General features: G+C 44.2%; 12 protein-coding genes. 3 read left to right on the top strand and 9 right to left on the bottom strand.

Annotation, left to right across the window (positions count from 1 at the left end):
* Window positions 1-2 precede the first annotated feature (2 nt).
* The 6 genes from J7438_RS10500 to J7438_RS10475 form a co-directional block, all read right to left on the bottom strand.
* On the bottom strand, window positions 3-1,445 hold the full coding sequence (locus J7438_RS10500; RefSeq protein WP_209276507.1) for a hypothetical protein: 1,443 nt from the start codon (window positions 1,443-1,445) through the stop codon (window positions 3-5).
* A gap of 47 nt (window positions 1,446-1,492) precedes the next feature.
* Window positions 1,493-2,350: a YopT-type cysteine protease domain-containing protein gene (locus J7438_RS10495; RefSeq protein WP_209200903.1), complete on the bottom strand. Its 858-nt coding sequence runs from the start codon at window positions 2,348-2,350 to the stop codon at window positions 1,493-1,495.
* Between the two features lie 88 nt (window positions 2,351-2,438).
* The gene (locus tag J7438_RS10490) at window positions 2,439-2,876 is read right to left on the bottom strand and encodes a hypothetical protein (protein WP_209276506.1); all 438 of its coding nucleotides are present in this window, start codon (window positions 2,874-2,876) and stop codon (window positions 2,439-2,441) included.
* Window positions 2,877-3,457: 581 nt separating this feature from the next.
* Window positions 3,458-3,952, bottom strand: coding sequence for a hypothetical protein (locus J7438_RS10485; RefSeq protein ID WP_209276505.1), 495 nt, complete (start codon window positions 3,950-3,952; stop codon window positions 3,458-3,460).
* Window positions 3,953-4,832: 880 nt separating this feature from the next.
* Window positions 4,833-6,875 carry a baculoviral IAP repeat-containing protein gene (locus J7438_RS10480; protein WP_209276504.1) on the bottom strand — a complete coding sequence of 681 codons (2,043 nt, stop codon included), beginning with the start codon at window positions 6,873-6,875 and terminating at the stop codon, window positions 4,833-4,835.
* Window positions 6,876-7,013: 138 nt separating this feature from the next.
* Window positions 7,014-10,313 carry a hypothetical protein gene (locus J7438_RS10475; RefSeq protein ID WP_209276503.1) on the bottom strand — a complete coding sequence of 1,100 codons (3,300 nt, stop codon included), beginning with the start codon at window positions 10,311-10,313 and terminating at the stop codon, window positions 7,014-7,016.
* 380 nt (window positions 10,314-10,693) lie between these two features.
* Here J7438_RS10475 and J7438_RS10470 point away from each other — a divergent pair, with 380 nt between their 5' ends.
* Window positions 10,694-11,146: a ferritin-like domain-containing protein gene (locus J7438_RS10470; protein WP_101748767.1), complete on the top strand. Its 453-nt coding sequence runs from the start codon at window positions 10,694-10,696 to the stop codon at window positions 11,144-11,146.
* Between the two features lie 180 nt (window positions 11,147-11,326).
* On the opposite strand, the gene J7438_RS10465 is transcribed toward J7438_RS10470, so the two are convergent.
* Window positions 11,327-11,710: a DUF2237 family protein gene (locus J7438_RS10465; RefSeq protein WP_101748766.1), complete on the bottom strand. Its 384-nt coding sequence runs from the start codon at window positions 11,708-11,710 to the stop codon at window positions 11,327-11,329.
* Window positions 11,711-12,181: 471 nt separating this feature from the next.
* Here J7438_RS10465 and J7438_RS10460 point away from each other — a divergent pair, with 471 nt between their 5' ends.
* Both J7438_RS10460 and J7438_RS10455 read left to right on the top strand, forming a co-directional pair.
* Complete coding sequence (locus J7438_RS10460) at window positions 12,182-12,577, top strand: hypothetical protein (RefSeq protein ID WP_209276502.1); 396 nt, start codon at window positions 12,182-12,184, stop codon at window positions 12,575-12,577.
* Window positions 12,558-13,103: a hypothetical protein gene (locus tag J7438_RS10455; protein WP_209276501.1), complete on the top strand. Its 546-nt coding sequence runs from the start codon at window positions 12,558-12,560 to the stop codon at window positions 13,101-13,103. The genes J7438_RS10460 and J7438_RS10455 overlap by 20 nt, the downstream gene beginning before the upstream one ends.
* A 310-nt stretch (window positions 13,104-13,413) precedes the next feature.
* Here the strand turns inward: J7438_RS10455 and J7438_RS10450 are convergent, their stop codons facing one another.
* Window positions 13,414-15,513: an ankyrin repeat domain-containing protein gene (locus J7438_RS10450; RefSeq protein ID WP_209276500.1), complete on the bottom strand. Its 2,100-nt coding sequence runs from the start codon at window positions 15,511-15,513 to the stop codon at window positions 13,414-13,416.
* 333 nt (window positions 15,514-15,846) lie between these two features.
* Complete coding sequence (locus J7438_RS10445) at window positions 15,847-19,560, bottom strand: ankyrin repeat domain-containing protein (protein WP_209276499.1); 3,714 nt, start codon at window positions 19,558-19,560, stop codon at window positions 15,847-15,849.
* Window positions 19,561-19,998: the final 438 nt, after the last annotated feature.

Raw genomic sequence — 19,998 nt, 5'->3', positions numbered from 1 at the left:
TGCTACGTACAATATTTGTGATAAAACCCTGAAAAATGCTCGTTTAACTGTTCCAGGTTTTTAAATGGATACTCTTTCCGTCCGGACAATGAAGATAAACGATCTGATTTTATAGACTGAATAAACTCTATAATCCGGATTGCAGCATTAACATGGCTGGTTAAACCCTCTGACCACTCAGCTCTCATTATACGGAAGAAATAGGCCAGACAAGACAAGGTCAGTATGTGCAGGCAGTCTTTCTCTTCCTGAGGCTTTCCTTCAAGTTGAGCTTTATGGCATTTGTAAGCCGGATAGAGTATGGCCCGCCTGAAATTATATATTTCATTACTTCGCAGTATAGCTGAACTGGTAAAATCAACGCTGGATATTTCCACAGGTTCCGCGAGTTTAATACCATCGAGCAAGATTGGTTGTAATTTGCCAGAAGCGATGCTTGTTTCCAGAGCCATAATTTCTTTTACTCGTTCGGCCCTGGCCGGGTTATTAATATCTCCATCCTCCTGACTCATAAAACGGGTGAAAAATCGGCTGATTCCACAATCCTTTCCTTCTTTTATGGAAGAGGCGTTCATCGAATGAAAAATCAGATATTTGATATTGTCCAGTTCTGAAAATCTAACTGCTAATAATTCAGTGTCAAGACCCAAAGTATGAAGAAGGATATTCCATGATATGTTTAAATGGGCTATCTGCCTGTACTCCTCGGGTATACATGAATTTTTAATTCTTTGATTTATATAGTTGTCAATAGTGTTCAACTCAGGGTTCCTGATTAATACGCCATTCATTATTATTGTTTCTTTGACGGCCAGCTGATAATGAAGGTTCTGTTTATTTGTTTCACTGGTTTTCATGCAGGTCAAAGCCAGTTCGTTGATTGCCGTAGTGATATTATCTGCCAATTTTCCTGTACTGGCTTGAGCCTGCTTAGTATCACTTGAACTGGGGCTAAGTGACTTACTGTTTTCAATTATTGTTATAAGCTCCTCAAATCTACTGAGTATGGACGTATTATTATCCAGCATTGTTTCTAATTCCTGATCTGTCATTGTAATTTCCTGCTTCGGCTTGATGTCAGTAGTCGATATTGAACAGGTCGGATCATGGTCCTCAAGTCGCCTGTAAATAGCAGGCTTCATGGAGTTGAGTTCTTCTTGTATTTTATGACCAATATCCTCACGATGGTTGCCGGTTGTCAGATAAAGGACTTTGCTAGCTGCCAGCTTGATTTCATGGTAATTATTCAAACTCTTTACCAAATTACTGCTGGCTTTTTGATAGTCACTGTATCGGTTACTTCCCACCCGTTGAGAGAACCAGTTCATTGGATTGATCAACTGACCAATTCTGTTGAACACCGATGCTGGTCTTCCACCCCTGATACGGGAGGGATCTCCCAGATAAACTGTTTGTTGAGTATTGTTGGCAGTGTTTGATTTCATGCAGTTGTCCATGCTATTAACCTCTGACTAATAGTGGAAACCAATGGTTACCGGCATGGGGCATAAAAACAGTTCTCATACCATTCAGAAAGACCTACAATAGGAAGGCTGTAGGGTGATGCAAGAAAAAAGTATGGAAACCAGTTGATAAAGGTGTTCTTATCTGAAAAATAGAACTCACCAAAGTTGGGATCAAAAAAACAGGCATCCTGAGCAATCCAGGCTGCCATCGCATGCCCACTAAAACCAAAAATTCTAATCAAGGCATAGTTTCCATAATGGCAATTATGTAAGTCTCGCTGCACATTTATGGCAATGTCTCTGGCATAATCGCCTTTAGACATGTTTTCACGAATATCAGACCGTGTTTGTTCCTCGTTAAATTTATACCGACCAGCCCACGAATAATTGATGTTTCGAAGTTGTAGGATGCCATGGCGCCCAAGCCATAAGTCAATTGAAGATTCTTGATTAACATCTCCCGAATTACTCTCTAATATCAAACCGGATTTCAGTGTATAAGTAACGATAAACTGCTGCATAATTTGTCTGATTTTTGAAGGGTTGATGTCATTTTTTTCAATTGAACCGGAAGTTGATAGCCAGCTGGCAAGACTGCTGTTATGGGCATGCCGTTCAATCCACCGGGCCGCTAGCATCTCACATATACCTCTTCGTGATTCCGGGAGACTTCCAATGATTCCAGCTACCGGATTTTCCACCTGTGAAAAGTGCCATGTGCAGGAGCCATTAAATTTGCTTACAGTCTTTCGTACTCTTTTAATAAATTGTCTTATAACAATAAACGAGGAATCTTGCATAGTTTTATCACCGTCAATACAGTCTTTACTAATAACCCCTGAAGTTCCAGGTAAGGATTTGAAATGACCTTTGTAGTTTGCCATGAGCCAAGGTTGAGAATATCACTATTTTTGTTAGTAAGGCAGTTATTCATTTCTTATTCCTGAGTTATCAGAGCTGGTGAGTGAAAAATTAACTCATCTTACCTGCACCATTTGTACCGATACGATAATTCTGCCTTTGTGCCCTGGTTTGCCTGCCTTTCTCGGATGCTTCGTATTTGGCCCTGGTTTGCCTGCCTTTCTCGGATGCTTCGTATTTGGCCCTGGCTTTCCTGCCTTTACCGGATGCTTCGTATTTGGCCCTGGCTTTCTTGCCTTTACCGGATGCATCGTATTTGGCCCTGGCTTTCTTGCCTTTACCGGATGCTTCGTATTTGGCCCTGGCCCTTGCTCTGGCTGCTTTTCCCTTATCGGTTGCTTCGTATTTGGCCCTGGCTTTTGCCCTGACTCTTTTACCCTTGTCGGATGAACGGTATTTGGCCCGGGTCTTCTTGCCTTTATCAGATGTTTCGTATTTTGATCTGCCGTCGGATAGATCATATTTGGCTTTGGCCTGTTTATTTGGCAACAGAAAAATATCTTCAAGAGTGGTAGCCTGAGTTGAATGTGTAGTTGGTTGAGGTTTAATTATCTCAGCCTTTTCAACCGACCCGGAAATAGTACCGGCACGAACTTGTGTATTGTCAACATGAGTGGAACTTTCTTCAGATTGATGATGACTGTTATTAACAATTGATATGCTTTGATTGGTTGATTGCCTTAAACCTAAAAGAGACTGGATCGAAAAACGTTCATTACCGGGAATGTATGCAGGGGGGGGAACCTTATTTTGAACTTTATTTCCGGGTATTAAGTCAACTGATTGATTTTTATCATGACAGCTGGCAACGATTACCACTGGTTTTTTTTCAAACCAGGGATTATAAAAAGGCACAGCTGGATGCTTAAGATAGTCTTCAGCAGTTTCATCACCACGCATAATGGATAGAATATTCGACACTTCTGAAACGTCACGGCAGAAGGCCCTGCCTATTGCTACTGATTCAGAAAAAGTAGAATCATGAAGGTAAGGTAAGCGGCCATAGGCTGCATTTAATCGAGCTGAAGCAAAAGAAGAAGGGCTGTACATCGAACTATTGAATTATTGAATTATTGAACACCACCCTGAGACCATTCTTTCTCATAAAAGTTCAAGTTAGAAAATGGTAATTTTGACTGTCCCGGGTATATGGTGCCAGGGTTAAGAGGTAGTATGCCAATAGCGTTATCAACACACAACAAGCATTGTGAGGCTCTTTGAGGTAAACCCACGTTATAAATATATGTGGGCTCACTACGCTGAAGTTTTCGTCTAACCGTAATATCAAGAACCTGATCTTGCCTGGTAAGGCCATCGATGATGACTATCGATCTTTTCTCAAACCGGGGATCATCAAATGGGTTATGAAAAGGGACAGCAGGCTGCTGAAGGTGGTTTTCAGTGGTTTCATCTCTACTCACAGTATAGAGACTAGTGGCTGCTTCCCCAACGTCACGGGAAAAGGCCCGACCTGATGTGCCAGGTTCAGAAGAAGCAGTATCTTGAACGTACGACAAGTGATCAGGAGCTGCATTTACCTGAGCAGTAAAATAAAGTCTATCCATGATAAAGCCTCTGCCTTGTCAGTGTTCATACAGTTTCTTTTGCACTCGTGGCTTGTTTGTGAAGCTTCTTTTTACGCTTTAAATAATTTGTTTTTCTAATCACTCTTTGACGCTCCCTTTCACTTTCTGCATAAGTTGGATTATTCCGGTAGCGTTCCCTTTGGAGCATCCTTAGTAATATCAGTTCTGAAAAAGTCTGAAGGCGTGACATGTGGTAGAGGTGCTATGCCATGTCCATCCCAAAAGCTAGCGGAGCCAGTGTTATTGTGTTGTTTACCTGGTTGATCATGATATAGAGGCAACGGTTCAATAGACGTTTTAACGGACACACCCTGGTACGTCGACTGTTGTTCATTTGTGCCTGTCTGGAGTGGTTGATCTGATGGTCTTGCAAAAAGGCTATCAATATCAAAATCGGGTAATTGATGATAGTAATACATTGAATTATATAATAATTGAATTATGTATTAAGACCTCCTCTTGTTAGAAAGGTTCCTATGATAAATAATCTGTCAGTATTATGTTTATCAAACAAACCCGGTAACTGCTTTTGGACCCTGTGTATCTCAAGGGATGGAGCATTGAATGCTTACGGTCACTGGTTTTTTAAACTTTCTCCCTGGGCGCACTGTCAGGGATGATGACTTTATGCAGGTAGAATAATCGAGATGGGTGTCTTTGGGAGCAGGCTTTAGAGTGAAACGGAAAATAAGCGGCTAATAAAGCCCGGGACGTTGAGGTTGGTGAATTCTTGATCACCAGGAGGTTGTTCGAGAATAGGCAGCCCTTCGCGGCAACTGCTCCTGGACGGGCATTATTCCCGGTCAGCCTCCTGGATGAATTGAATCAAGCATTCAGTTGGTTACAAAAAAATCAGATACTAGTAAGTTGATGGTTTGGTCGCATAAACCAGTGCATCCCATTGTTTATCAATCTTTGAATCAAAAAATTGATTTAGTGCCAATGAATCAACAAGATTCTTGGTTTCCCTGAGCCTATTTAATGAGGTGACATAGGCATATTCATTTGAACTGGAACTCCCTGCATTGTTTTGGTCGTAATGATCTGCTAACCCTTCAAAGTTGCTATCTTCCTTAGCCAGCCATTGTGAAAATTCTTCATCATGGGCTTTGGTAAATGCAAAAAATATTTCATCCTTGCATAAGTTTATCAAATAATTTTTTAACAGGCTTTTATTGTTTATTGCCTGAATAAATTCATATTGCAACCTTTCATAACAACCCTCGATAGCATCGACAGCACTACGACCCTCTTCTGAGAAATATTGTTGAATATGATTTTCAGAAAAATCACAAATTTCTCTTGCAAACCGGTTTTTTACATATGCTCTGATTTCAGTGGATTCATCACCTCCAAGGAGGTTGTGCCTGCCCAGGACGCTGATCAGTTGTTCCTCATGAATAAGTAGTTTGACTTTACCAAGCAATGAAAACCAGTTAATGCTGTTATCTTGATCACATATACCCTCCGTCAGTGATGCCGCCTTGAATCTTATTTTTATCAGGTCACAAACTTCTGCGGTATGGTCCTCGCAATCTTCGGATGACATACTTTCAATTATTTCGATAATTTCTCCAATGAGCTCTGGTTTTTTCAGCAGATTATTGAGTATTTCTTTGTATACATTACCCAGGTTTAAACGCTCTGAACGGTTTGCACTGTTGACCTTATCTTCAAGAATGTGAAGTTTCTGCATTTGAACTGGATTGAAAATATTGACAAGCCTTGCTTTGGCTTGGTTAACCGACAGATTAATATCTGCAGGTTGATTATCTGTTCTGTAATTTGCAGGATGCTCTTGATCAAGCCAGGATACTGGTGATGAAGTACCAGAACTAGAGCCAGACCTGTATCCGGATATAGAGCTGGAACTTGATCTGGAATCAAGTCTGGACCTGGATCTTTCTGCTCTGGATCTTTCTGCTCTGGATCTTTCTGCCCTGGATCGGGCTCTGGATCTGGCTGTTCTGGAGGATGAAGAGGCAAGAACACGTGTTAAGTCATCGCTGGAGCTCGCCACTTGGCGATTACTCTGCCCACCGATAGGTTGACTGTATAAATGTCGCGATCCGGGAATAGTCCTGGCTACGTCATTTTTTTGTTCAGTGGTAAGGGCCTTTTGAATGGTATTAACCAAATCAACACCCAACTTCTTTCTGATAAACTGGCACTTTGGAAACTTCTGGGCATGTAAATCATCTGGCGTTTCATCTCTCTTCCAGTTTTCCAGACAACCACCACATGAAAAACATCGCACCAGTTCCCCATCTTTGAGTGAATAAAAACCGCTGTTGAAAATATCCTGATCAGAGACACCAGAGGAAAAAACGGACGAACGTCTTACATTTCTCCAGTTAGTATTATTAAATGTCTGCGCCCTGTTTGCCAGATTACTCATCACTTCGTTAAATGGTCTCTCAGGGTCAGTATCAGATCCACTGTTATCTTCTACATCAAATCCACTAATGGATATATCCCTGTCTGCAATACGAGAAGTTTCCCGGGCAACAGGAACTTCCTCAATATTGTTCACTACTAATAGTAACGACTTTAGATTATCATTTGAACGAATATCGTCGGCGATTTCCTCTACGGGCTGCCCGTAGTTGACATAATCATCACCACCAGAGTTTCTTAGATTTAAAAGAAGTTGGTCGTAATTTAAAAGCTCTGAAAAACCTTTTGCTATGTGGGTGTCACCAGTATTTACATCAACAAATTTAAAAATTGTCTCAGCTTCGGGTGAAGGTGCATTGGGTAAATGGGTCTGAGGGGTATTATTATAATCAACGCTATGGTGTCCCAGTATTGCTCTTGAGGGGCCAGCAGCTGCTTCGGTATCCTGCTGGTTTGTTGCAGAACTGAGGTCATAGGTATAATTACCGTTTCGAATGTTATTCATAACTCGACTAGATCCTTACTCATCAATCATTTTCTGGGATGAACATCTGTAATTGCTGAAATTAGTTAATAGATGATATTTAATAATTTAAAAAAATTAAATAAAAAACTGATAATTTAATCAGGATTGGTTTTGTGGTTAATTGCTTTCAATCTGATTAACTGTTTCAAGTTTATGAGTTTTTTCAATGTTCATTATTGCCAGTAGTGTTTTGATGAAGTCCTTCCTCTTGAACTCATAATCATTAACATGATGTGTTGTCGCTAGCCAGTCGTTTATTCTATGTTCAAAATCCTTACGGCAAGCATGGCTGGTCAATTTTATTTGCAGCGTTTCAGTCAGCACAGGCAGGCGATGTTGTTGTTCTTGAAGGTGATTGGTCTGGCCGTCAGGTTGTTTGGGTTGGGCTTCTTGCAGAGCGATAAACTGCCGGGCTTTATTCAGGCTAAGCAGGCAGCGCATAAACAAACCATAAATACGCTCATCAGGGGTTTGAGGAAGATTAAACAGAATGGTTCGTGGCAGGTATTCTGTTCCTTTTTGCAATTGTTCTGTCAGCAAGTCAAGATTGTTAGCGAGGTATTCCAGCGTATCGTTCAGTAATCGGGTTTCCTCAGCAAACGACAGGCACCATACCGGCCTTTCAACGCCGGGAACGTGCACGGGCAATTGTATGGCCTGTTCATGGGCTACTCTGGCGACAATGCTGATCTGAAGTACCATTGCTTTCATCCCCAAATCACCGTCATTAAATTGAATATTGTAGGCGTGTGGCAGTTTAATCGCCTGACACCCCCGGATTGGCCGGATAATGATGTTTTTGGGGATTTCAGAATCACTGTCGGTGTTCAGTGCCTGCAGCCTGTCAAAGAGTGTTCTGGCAGGGGCTTCTTGCGTGCAGATAATGTCAATGTCATTAAATGATGAGCAGAGGTTCTGTAAAAAGCGTGCGTAAGAACCGGTAATCAGCATGGGTGGATTGGTATAAGAATCATTGATTTCCTGAATAATCTCCAGTGTTTTCAGGGTAAGCGCAGTAAACCGCGAAACCTGCTTTTGCAAAAAACCGGTGTCACCGGTTGTTAACCGCTGTTTCAGGGTTTGACCCACAATGGCACGGTTAGCTGAGTGCCTGTTGCTATCGAACAGTAACTCATCCATTGTACTGGCGTCACAGCAGTATTGTGCGAACCAGCAGCCTAATGCGTGGCACAGCTTGCTTGCGGCTGGAAAGCTTTGAAGACACTCCAGAGCCTGATGCTTAGTGATCTTCCGTCCATCAATAGACTGTCCCGTGATATAACAGTATGTCAGGAAGAAGAAATGCAGGCGTGAATTCTGAAATGAGCGTCTCAGCGTCCTGATGGACTGCAATACCTGTTCTGCTGATACTCTCTGATGATCAATGGGTAGCCCATGCTGCATAGCCATGAACTGCACTATACATTGGAGTCGATGTTGCTCATCATCTTTCACCATGACATTGTTTAAGATGTGCCAGGCCTCTTGAAGTATACTGCGGGTGTCGCTGGTTTCATCGAACTGCTGAGGTGGTGTCAGGCTTTGAATCAGATACCTGGCTTGCTTTGCAGAATAATCTCCGGGAGCTTCATTAAACGCTGCTAATACCTCCCTGTTATCCAGATAGTGGCCATTCAATTCCCTGGCGCTCAATGTCAGCTGAGTATAAAAAATAGCTCTTTCGAGCAACCAGCCTCCACGCTCATAATCCTTAACCACGGCCTCTGGTTTGACCGGCTGGCCATTCAGCAACATACCCCTGAGACAACATTGTTCTTTAAAGCGCGCCAACTCCAGTGTGGCTTTGGCTGCCTGATAATCGTTAACCACCGCCTCCGGTGTGACCTGCTGACCATTCAACGGCAGGCCCCTCAGGCAGCATTCCGCTTTGAATCGCCCCAGCGCCAGTGTTGCCCTGGCTGCCTGATAATCGTTAACCACCGCCTCCGGTGTGACCGGCTGACCATTTAATGGCAAGCCTCTCAGACAACATTCCGCTTTGAAGCGGGCTATCCCCATTTTGCGATCCGGACTATCGAGGAAATGCTTGACCACCGTATCCGGTGTTACGTTCTGACCATTTAATGCCAGGCCCCTCAGGCAACATTGTTCCTTAAAGCGCGCTATCCCCAGTTTGCCTTCCGGACTGCCCGGGAAACACTTGACCACCATATCCGCTGTGACCGGCTGGCCATTCAATGTCAGGCCCCTCAGGCAACATTCTGCTTTGAAGCGTGCGATCCCCAGTTTGCCTTCCAGACTGCCCGGAAAACACTTGACCACCATATCCGCTGTGACCTGTCGGCCATTCAACGTCAGCCCCCTCAGGCAGCATTCCGCTTTGAAACGTGCGACCCCCAGTTTGTTATCCTGACTTTCCTGAAAGCCCTTAACCACCGCCTCCAGTGAGATCTGCTGGCCATTCAACGTCAGGCCTCTCAGGCAACATTCCGCTTTGAAGCGCGTTATTCCCAGTTTGCCTTCCGGACTGTCCGGGAAATCCTTTACCACCGAATCCGGGTTGACCTTCTGGCCGTTTAACAGCAGGCCCCTCAGGCAACATTGTTGTTTGAAGAGAGCCAGCTCCAGTGTTGCCCTGGTGGCCTGAAAATCCTTCACTACTGAATCCGGTGAGACCTGCTGACCATGCAAGGTCAGGCCCCTAAGGCAACATTCCGCTTTGAAGCGCGCCAGCTCCAGTGTCGCTTTGGCTGTCTGATAATCTTTAACCACTGCATCCGGTGTGACCTGCTGGTCATTCAACATCAATCCCCTGAGACAGCATTCTTCTTTGAAACGCGCCAGCTCCAGTTGTGTCCTGGCTGTCTGATACCCCTTAATCACCGCATCCGGTGTGACCTGCTGGCCATTCAACGGCAGGCGCTTCAGGCAACACTCTTCCTTAAAACGCATTAGCCCGAGTTTGCCCTTCGGACTATCCGGGAAATCCTTCACCACCTCACCCGGTGTGACCTGCTGGCCATTCAACGCCAGGTTTCTCAGGCAACACTCTGCTTTGAAGTGCGCCAGCTCAAGTGTTGCTCCGACTGCCTGAAAATCCTTGATTACTACATCCGGTGTGACTTGCCGGTCATTCAATGCAAGCCCTCTCAGGCAACATTCTTCCTTAAAGCGCGCCAGCTCCAGTCTTGCCCTGACTGCCTGATAATCCCTGACCACTTGCTCCGGTGTGACCTGCTGGCCATGCAATGGCAAATATCTCAGGCAACATTCCGCTCTGAAGCGGGCTATCGCTAATTGGTACTTATTGTGCTGATCTGGCTTCTGGCGAAACTCTTGAATGACCTGATCCGGGGTAACTTTGCTATCGTCGTGTAAAATGTTCTGTAAGCAGAGCTTCTGCAGGAAGAAGCCGCTTCTTATCGTCGAGCTATCATTTCTATAGGCTTTAAGCACGTCAGCCGTGGTGATTTTACGGCTTTGTAACTGTTTATTTTGCCAAAAGCTGTCTTCAATCTGTTTGCCTCTATCCGGGATGGAGGCTTTGCTTTGAGACTGCTGGTTTGAGACTTTTTTGCCGTTAAAGGTACTTCTGGAGCGGTTGGGCGGCCGACGTGAACCGGCTGCCTGGTCAATCCTGCCAGCAGGCTTTGAGTGAGAGGAGGTCGATGTGTTTGCTTTCAGAATGTAACCCTGAACAGCTGGACTTTAAACACCGCCTTTTGACCTCAAAATGATTATTAGGTTCTTGACTTGGTGAAATATCATCCTGACTGGTTCACTGATAATTCTGACTATACTTTCAGGCTCAAATATAACCTTGAGATGAGGTGTTTATGTCCACTGAGCATCAGGCCGTAGTGGTCAAGTTGAACCAGATTCTGGAGCATGAGCTGGCAGGGGTTGTACGATACAGTCACTACAGCTTTATGGTGTTTGGCTATAGCAGGATTCCCATTGTTGGATGGTTTCGTTCAGCAGCAACAGAAACGCTGAATCATGCCTATGAAGCGGGAGAAATGATCACTTATCTCGGTGAGCACCCATCCCTTGGCATCGGTGGGCTTTTGGAAACCTCGAAACATGATATTCACGACATCCTTATGGAATCTCTGGATTTTGAGAAGCAGGGGGTAAAGTACTATTACGATCTATTGGAACTTGCTGAGAAAGATAAACTGGTGGTGGTTGAAGAGTATGCCCGCCGTTTGATTGCAGATGAAGAAACTCATATAGGCGACATAGATAAAATGCTGAGGAAACCAGGCGAGATCGCCAGCGTGGTTTAGATTGTTATGGAGTCGGCTTCTCTTTCATTAATCGCAGCCAGGGCTTGAACAGACTGGCTGCGGGTTCTTCAATGCACAAGATGACACTTGGCAAACCCTGCGATGGCTGTGTACCCGCATGATAGCGTTTTGCCTTGCACAGTAACTGCCCACATAGCCAGAAATATACGATGCCACGACTTAGCTGATATCAATGGCAAATTGCTTCAAAACAGTCAGTTCAATCACCTTCAGCGTATTGATATGGGTCGCCCGGATATAAACAGGAGGTGCTACATTGTTTTCCAATGCTTCTTGCCATCGTGCTGCACACAGGCACCATCGGTCACCGGCCCTGAGCCCGGGAAAGTCCCATTCCTCCCGGGGGGTGATCAGGTCATTGCCCTTGGACAGCGAGTATTGCAGAAATTCATCAGTCATGTGAGCACACACCGTATGCCCCCCTTTGTCATCGGGGTGGGTATGGCAGAAACCGTCACGAAAAAAGCCGGTGACAGGGTCCTTGCAGCAGGTTTCCAGTATAAGTCCAAGCACATTTTGTTGTTCGAAGAATGACTCGGCCATTTATTTGACTCCCATATTTTGTTTATCCGACATTATAGGATAAGAGATCCATTCTACTTTTTTTGTATTGATACCTGAAAAGTGAAGTCATTGAGTCAACATCCATGATCTCTGTCAGGATATTCTCAGAATTTTGAACCTTTCGGTACGAAGCACTGTCGAAATACCTACAAGGAGAAGATGAAATCAGGTGTGTGATGAATTTTAGAGAATATTGGTTAGGTAATAAAAAGCTGTGTGAACAATTAATGAAAAGTTGGCGTCGGGATATTAGAGAGGGAATAGAGTCTCTGGATTTTAACAAGCGAATGTTTTCCATGGTGTAAGGACAGGAAAGCAACAGCGATTTTACAAAGGCTGCATTTTTACAGAAATAGAGGAACTTTTTTTGATATAAAGGCCAGTTATTGCCGGTTATAAACTCACCTTCGTCATCACTCTGGCATTCTGATTACTCTATGTATTATCACCATGAATTTATTACCCAATACAGTACATTCATTCTCAACAGTATCGTTTAAGAACCCTGAGAGTTGCCTGGTGCAACAAGGCAAACATTCAAACACTGAAACTCGCCATTCCCCGGGTAGCAGAGAGCAGATAAGGCAGGAATTGCTGGAAGCTGTGAGGGCTGGTACGTTTGGAGCCCGGCAGATAATGATGTATCCTGAGTATTCATTTCATACAAGATTCAATAAAGAGTTCGCTTATCTGGACCATAACGATAAGTTACCAAAAGCGCCAAGGCCGGTCATCCTGATTTTGGAAGACGTGCCCTCGATATTAAGACCGGACCATGTCATCGTAGGCATTATAAATCCCGATACGCTCGCTGCGTATAAAAAAAATGCCGAAAGCCCTGGATGATAATGCTCTCCAGCCGGATGAATTGCGTGTTAAATGCCTGCCTGACCACAGATCACTGAAAAGGAAACTGGAGGAGCAAGCTAACTCCATCGATCAGAAATATCAGAAAACGACATCAGGACATCTGAAAAAGAATGGCACATTCAAACCGCCTGAATTCAGGGGAAAAAAATGTGAAAAGTTAACACGCCATTCAGAATGGTTAACCACCGGTTATATAAAATCACAAATCAGATGCTTTTTATCTGTAAAAGAGGACATTGACAAAAGTATTACCGAGCATCTTCAGGATAAGCACCAATTAGAAGAGGTTTTTGGCATTGAGTCATTGCCCTGGATGGTTTATTCCCAGCAAAGCGGTTCTGCTGAGGTTTATTTTGAGGATGAGTTCAGTGGTCATCTGTTAGCGCATAATGAAGCCAGGCTCAGCAATTTTGCGTTTTCCCATAGTATTTCTGAAGAGACCTTCAAGCGGGTATTGAATCTTCTGCCAATGCCATTAAAAGCAAAAACCCTGAATCAATAGGGCTTCAGTTTATTAAGTATGGAAACACAAGGTGCCATCGCTCAAGAGGTGCAACGACTGCAATTGAAGGGGATACTTATGAGCCTCGGCACATTAACCCAGGAAACCCTGAAATCACGTCGGGCAAAAAGAGTACTTGCGCAAAGAGGATTTGCAGTGATCAGTCGGAAGCGCTTCAGGGGATACAATGACAAAGGCGGGATAAAATGCAGAAAATGCTGGTACCTCTGCGGATTCGTCCAAACCATGAGACTGCTGTTTAGCCAGTAAGGCATTGGGCCTGAATAATGGCAGGTCGTATTGCTCCGGTTTATGGGAAAAATTTTTCCTTCATCAGTTCTTTTTTCAAAAAATAAGGTAAATCTAAAGAATATATTGTTCGTTTATCAAACACAGCATCCAGACGCCTCTTGCATAAACTTTCCAGACTGAGGGGGGTTTCCTGGGGGTTGTAGCCAAATTTCTGAGTGACTGTGTGGATAACATCCGGTGCCTGACTTCTTTCCGGACAGGCACCATAGTAGAGCAGTTCAAAAGCAATTTCCCAGAACCCTCTTTGGTTGGCCCAGAACAGGGGAGTACCATCTCCAACATTATGACTATGGACATCCGCCTTATGCCGCAACAACAACAGCACCACCCGGTAATTTCCTGCAAGAGCCGCCCTCGTCAAAGGCGTAAAATAACCAGAGGAGTGGCCATGAACATCCGCCTTATGCTGCAACAATAACTGCACCACCTTGTCATGTCCTGCATAAGCCGCCCGGGTTAAAGGAGTACCCTGGGCAGAGGAATGACTATTAGCATCCGCCTTATGCTGCAACAATAACTGCACCACCTTGTCATGCCCTGCATCCGCCGCCTGAGTCAAAGGAGTGCAAGCACCAGAGGTGTGACTATGGGCATCCGCCTTATGTTGCAACAATAACTGCACCACCTTGTAATGTCCTTTGGCCGCCGCCTGCGTCAAAGGGGCAGCATTACCCTTGGCACGACTATGAACGTCCGCCTGATGCTGCAACAATAATTGCACGACCTGGTCATGCCCTGCCAACGCCGCTATTGTTAAGGGTGTAAGTTCCCCGCAGGTATGGCTGTGAATATCGGCACCGTATTGCAACAGCAGTTTAACAAATTCAATTCGTCCGAAATGAGCCGCCAGGGCCAGCGGTCTGAGGGGAAAGCCACTACTTTGGGCTTTGTAATCAGGATCAGCACCGGATTGCAATAGAAGTTTCGCTAACTCAATATTCCCCCGATTGATTGCCCCTCTCAGTGGTGAATAGACTCTGAGCCCACTGCCGTTTACATTATCCGCATTATACTTCAACAGCAATTTTACGGTTTCGATATCACCATTCTCAACAGCTATTCTAAGCAGACCTCTCTGGTCAGCCGGACCTTGCCACTGTGCGCCATGTTTCAGCAACAGCTGCACCAGCTCAACATGACTATAATGGACAGCTTCGATCAGGGCATTCGACCTGAAATAGCCGCCGTAAAAGCTGTTAACGTTGGCTCCATGACTCACCAGTAGTCGGGCAATCTCAATATCTCCCTTGCTTGCTGCCCTGCACAGTGGCGACGACCATCCAGAATCATTACCATCAGCGTCGGCTCCCATAGTCAGCAACAGTCGTACGCTCTCGATATGGCCATTTTTGGTAGCCTGAGTCAGAGGCGTTACGCCTCTGCGGGCAAAGCTGTCAATATTCGCGCCGTGAGCCAGCAACAGGCTTATCGCCTTAACCTGCCCCGTTCTGGCGGCCTGGGTCAGGGGAGTCCGCCAACCAACGGTATTGCCGTTAATATTCGCCCGGTGATCAAGCAACAGCTGCATAAGTTCAATGTTACCCCGGGCCGCAGCCGTGGCCAGTGGCGTCATGCCTTTGGCATCCCTGTGGTTAACATCTGCCCCGGACTTCAGCAGTAACCTCGCAATGTCAACTGACCCATGCATGGCGGCCCGGGTTAATGGGGTAAAACCCTCTCTGCCGGGGAATCTGCGGGCTTTACGCTGCTTCCGCAAGTCTTCGTTGCGGCCATCAACCTCGGTGCCATTTTGCAGCAGCCATGCCACCATTTTGATATCCCCGCACTCAACTGCGCAATTCAGCGGGACCCCGCTGGTAGCGCCGGTGCAGTGTACGACTTCATCACTGTTGTCGCCGGTTCCAGCAGCCAGGCCGTCCGTCTTGACTGCGGTTTGCACGTTCACAGAACGATTATGACCATGGAGTGGAAACCCGGTGCTGCCGAATGAGCCCGGATCGTCGGTGCCAGAGCTACGGGGAATCTGGTTGACATATATGGCTGAAGCAGTGTCGTCTATATTGTCCGAAGTTTCTGAGGCTCCAGCAGCACCGGCTTGTAGCAAGGCTGGGTAACCACCGGCATTAAGTGGTTGCATGGTAACTTGTCATGTGTCCTGATAGGTGTCAGGTTGCTTAGAACAATCACCATGGAAATAAGTTCCGGCCAGGAGGCTGACCGAGAATAGCGCCCGAAGCGAGGATGGCAGAAAACTGAGGATAAAAATTCGGTTTTGTGAGGTGAATAGCGGGGCTATTTGCCGAACAAAAGCGAATTTTTAGACCAATTTGCAGCCACCGCAGTAGGGCAGTCTATTCTCGGTCAGCCTCCTGGTTACCCGCAGTCGGTGGTTTTTGCCCTGATGTGTCAGAAAAAATGATCTCATTTGTTCAGCTACTTATTATTGGACATGGACCTTCTGATGATAGATTCAACGGGATTCAGGCTTATGATTAGCGATTAGCTGATAAATTTCCGGGCCATTTTTCTCTTTAGCCAGATTGATAACTTCGCTATCAATTTTGATGTCAGGGTGTAAAAGTAAACACCTGATACAATCTGATGCGCCTGCAAATACTGCCAGCATCAAAGCCGTATAGCCGTCATTTTTTTTTGCATTGATTGACGGATCACCCTGTTCAATCAATACCTGAACGCAGTCGACATCACCGTTTCTTGCTGAAGACATTAATGGTGTCCAGCCATTCTTTTCAGGCAGGTCTGTTTTAATTCCCGGGTGTTTCAGAAGCACCTTCAGACAGTCCAATCGCCCCTTACTTGCGGCGCATAATATTGCAGTCCAACCTGCATCCGATTGCACATTCGGGTCAATTTTTTCCTGTGTCAGAAGCTCTTCCAGGCACTTCGTTTGCCCATTTTCTGCAGCATGCATGAGTGCTGTTTTGCCCATATCATCCCTCTTGTTCACCTCAATGACTTTCCTTGCCAGAATTGCTTTGAGGCAATCAATCTGGCCATTTTTTGCGGCCACCATTGCCAGTGTTAACCCTTTTGTGGTGCGAACATGGATCAATGCTTCGGCAAAATCCAGCAGTTCAGTCAGTAATGTCAAATCACCACTGATTGTTGCATTCAGGATTTGTTGAAATTTTTGCCATGGTTGACACTCTGCTAAATTATTGGCCTTCGCAATCTGCAATGCGGTTTGACCGTAAAAGTTTTTTGTATTGATGTCTATACTGGGTTGTTTGAGTAATAAAGTGGCACAACGTTCATCCTTTCCTTCTGCCGCCTGCATCAAAGCCGTAAATAATCCCTTTTGTTTCGCATTAATCGACGAAGGATCATGCAGAAGCAACGCCTCAACACAGTCCCCATGACCGTTTCTTGCTGCCAGCATTAATGCCGTCCAGCCAAGACCATCAGTCAGGTTTGCGTTAATTCCCGGTATTTTCAGAAGCTCCAGCAAACAGGCCGTTTTACCGTTTGTTGCTGCGTATATTAATGCGGTACTACCGGCAAAGCTCCACGCATTCGGTTTGATGTTTTTATGTTTCAAAAGTAATTTCAGGCTGTCTGTATGCCCTTTTTCTGCAGCCAGCATGAGTGCAGTAGAACCCCAGTTGGCATGACAATTCACATCAATACTTTTGTGTGCCAGAAGTAGTTGCACGGACTCCGTGTGCCCATTTTTTGCAGCTATGATGAGAGCCGTCTCGTTGTTATTGTTCCGCTTGTTAACGTCAATTCCTTTCTGTTCCAGAAGTAGTTCCAGGCTCTTCGTTTGCCCATTTTCTGCAGCATGTATGAGTGCAGTATCGCCGTCATTATCTGTCTCGTCCACGTCAATGATTTTTTTCTCCAGAATTGCTTTCAGGCAATAAATATTGCCATGTTTTGCAGCCAGCATTACCAGCGTTTCCCCAAATCTATTACGCAGATGAATCCATGCAGTGTTATCTTTTTTATTGGTTGTATTGATGCCGCTATCGGATTTCTGGAATAAAAACGAGACGCAGCGTTCATTCCCTCCAATTACCGCCAGCATCAACGCTGTATAGCCTGCCTTGTTTTGTTCATCGATGGACGACGCACCATGGTCAAACAATTCCAATACGCAGTCCCCATGACCGTATCTCGCTGCCGACATTAATGGCGACCAGCCATTCTTGCAACGCAGCCCTACATTAATCTTTTGCTGTGTCAGAAGTGCTGTCAGGCACTCCAATCGCCCATTTGATGCAGCCAGAATAAGTGCGGTATAGCCATTCTTGTCCTGCAAGTTCACTTTAATTTCTTTCATTGCCAGAAGTAGTTTCAGGTGCTCTGTTTTTCCATATTTTGCAGCTATCATTAACAGCGTTTGACCTTTTTCATTTTTTGAGTTTAAGTCAATAACAGGGCGTTTACAGAGTATTTTAAATTTTTCTGAGTCAGACTGTACCGTGGAAAACAAGATTTTCTGGTATTCAGTTTTAATAAAACTGGTTGGACTCTTGTGTAAACCATGTTTTAGTAAAAAATCAATGATACCAACCTCTTTTAGTTTAAATGCTCGATGTAATAAGTCGGTAAAGAAAGCACTGGCGTGCTTTTTAAGAGATCCCACAGGCAGATGCAGTAAAAGACCGGTTGGCCCTGCTTCATCATTGTTCAGGGTATTAATGATTTTTTCTAACATGATATCCTTTATTTGAGGGTCAGATTTAACCATTGCGTCCCATTTTTTAGATGCAGTTTTATCAAAGAAAAACTCAAAAAAGTCACTTGATTTATTGGAGTTGTTCAAAGCATATTGAAAAAGATTGAAACGTGCTTCATTCGACAAGCTATAAAAATCAACTGTTTTTAAATGGCTCAGAGTCAGTGTCTGATGGTTCTCCCAATCCAGGTTGCAGCTGGCACCTTGTATAAGAGGGGTCTCTGATTTAAAGACCCAAAAATAAAGATTATCCTTCGAGCCAATGTAGGAAAGTGGTGATTCATCTTTATCTTTATCTTTATCTTTGTCTTTATCTTTATTTTTCTTCGAAAAAAGCCGGGAAGAAGCTTCGTTATTTTTCTTGCCAACCATAGTGAGCACGTTTGCGGTAGGAGTATGATTCAAATAATTATCGATTAACCATACCTGCAATCGCTCCCGACTCTCTGAAAATTCATAGCTCCCATCAACGCAGGGTTTGATGATTGTCCATAGGCTAAGCCTGTTTTTATTGCTGGTTTTGAACCGAAGATTTACCGGGGTTATAAAATCCACGTTAATTCCTTCAGTGATTTCATCCTCCAATTCTGAGGTGAGAACAGGACGGGTTAGCCAGTCTTCCTTATTTCGCTTTTTTAAAGAGTATACTAAGTCCTGGTAAAACACATCTGTCATTTTGTTGAGTATTTCGAACTCTGGCATCAGGGATGGCAGGATAAGTTCGAATCGGTTAAGCATTTCAATCTTATCATTGACCTTTACATTGTGATCATGATCTTTTAGGGGGTCCAAACCAAACTGTTTACAGACTAAATTGTAAAGCTCGTTGTACGTGTGTACTTCATTACCTAATACAAATACATTCTTATCAATGGCACGCTCTTTTATCAGGAATAATTTAATGCCATAATCCAGTAACCCGTGTCGAATCTGCTGAAGAACCTTTTGTGGGTCGCGGGAGTTCTCGATGCTGGTATATGCACCTTGAATACGGGTACCATTGCCCCCAAGACAATAGTCTATCCCTGAAAGAAACTCATGAAACAAAGCGCAAAAACTGTCTCTATTGAAAGACAACTTATCAGCATTATCAGGATTTTCCGCTTCCAGCTCAAGAAACCGCTCAGTTCGATGAATGATATTATGGAGATAATAACGAGTATCCGTGAATGATACCAGGCTCTGAGGTTTTTTATCATCATTTTTCAGATCATCTGAAATCTTTGAGTGAAAGGTATCAATTTGATCATCAAATTCGTTGCTGATTAAACGCTGTGTCAAAAGCTTCAGCTTGCCAATGTCAGTCATAAACTGAGTTTTCATTTTGCTGTAGACTTCAGGTTCATCCTCTTTAACTTTTGCTAGCGTTCTAAAACTTCCGTTAGGGAAAGCAATGTAATCAGTTATTTTCTTATTCAGTTTTTCAGTGCTTTCTGAGAGTAATGGCTTCTGGAATAAAGCAGAGTGATGTTTTGGTATCATTTATTATTTCCTGTTGATTATTTAATGTAACTATTCTGTCTTGGTAATGCGTGATTGTATCTTATCAAAAAATCATACTTGTTATGAAGCACACACGTAATGTATTGGCGTAATTCAGGCACGATGATTATTAACCATATTTGAGATGTACGGGGTTTTGAGGATATACAAGTTTAAGCCATCTTGTATCAAATTGAATTTAGAGTTAATAAAGAATAAAAAAGTACAAAGTTGATAAAAAGGTAATGGTGATTTTTCCCATCGCGGTGTTTAATTAGAAGCGGTTTTTAATGAGTTGTCATTTCTTTAATAGAATTGTTGCCACGCTCCAGGGATTGCCAACTCCGAAAGCACGTCTCTCCATGTAGTACATGGTTAATGGGTTCCTTCTATCAGGCTCCGTTCGTTCTGAGCCGAGCCGAAGGACGCTCAGGGTGA

This window comes from Thalassotalea sp. G20_0, assembly GCF_017744175.1.
Classification (GTDB): domain Bacteria; phylum Pseudomonadota; class Gammaproteobacteria; order Pseudomonadales; family Endozoicomonadaceae; genus Endozoicomonas.
Note: the sequence above shows the minus strand (reverse complement) of the source record. Positions and strands in the feature narration are given on the sequence as shown.

Excerpts from the sequence above, each read along its gene's own strand:
- J7438_RS10500 (WP_209276507.1), bottom strand. The coding sequence starts at position 1,445 with ATGAAATCAAACACTGCCAACAATACTCAACAAACAGTTTATCTGGGA.
- J7438_RS10495 (WP_209200903.1), bottom strand. The coding sequence starts at position 2,350 with ATGGCAAACTACAAAGGTCATTTCAAATCCTTACCTGGAACTTCAGGG.
- J7438_RS10485 (WP_209276505.1), bottom strand. The coding sequence starts at position 3,952 with ATGGATAGACTTTATTTTACTGCTCAGGTAAATGCAGCTCCTGATCAC.
- J7438_RS10480 (WP_209276504.1), bottom strand. The coding sequence starts at position 6,875 with ATGAATAACATTCGAAACGGTAATTATACCTATGACCTCAGTTCTGCA.
- J7438_RS10470 (WP_101748767.1), top strand. The coding sequence starts at position 10,694 with ATGTCCACTGAGCATCAGGCCGTAGTGGTCAAGTTGAACCAGATTCTG.
- J7438_RS10465 (WP_101748766.1), bottom strand. The coding sequence starts at position 11,710 with ATGGCCGAGTCATTCTTCGAACAACAAAATGTGCTTGGACTTATACTG.
- J7438_RS10460 (WP_209276502.1), top strand. The coding sequence starts at position 12,182 with ATGAATTTATTACCCAATACAGTACATTCATTCTCAACAGTATCGTTT.
- J7438_RS10455 (WP_209276501.1), top strand. The coding sequence starts at position 12,558 with ATGCCGAAAGCCCTGGATGATAATGCTCTCCAGCCGGATGAATTGCGT.
- J7438_RS10450 (WP_209276500.1), bottom strand. The coding sequence starts at position 15,513 with ATGCAACCACTTAATGCCGGTGGTTACCCAGCCTTGCTACAAGCCGGT.
- J7438_RS10445 (WP_209276499.1), bottom strand. The coding sequence starts at position 19,560 with ATGATACCAAAACATCACTCTGCTTTATTCCAGAAGCCATTACTCTCA.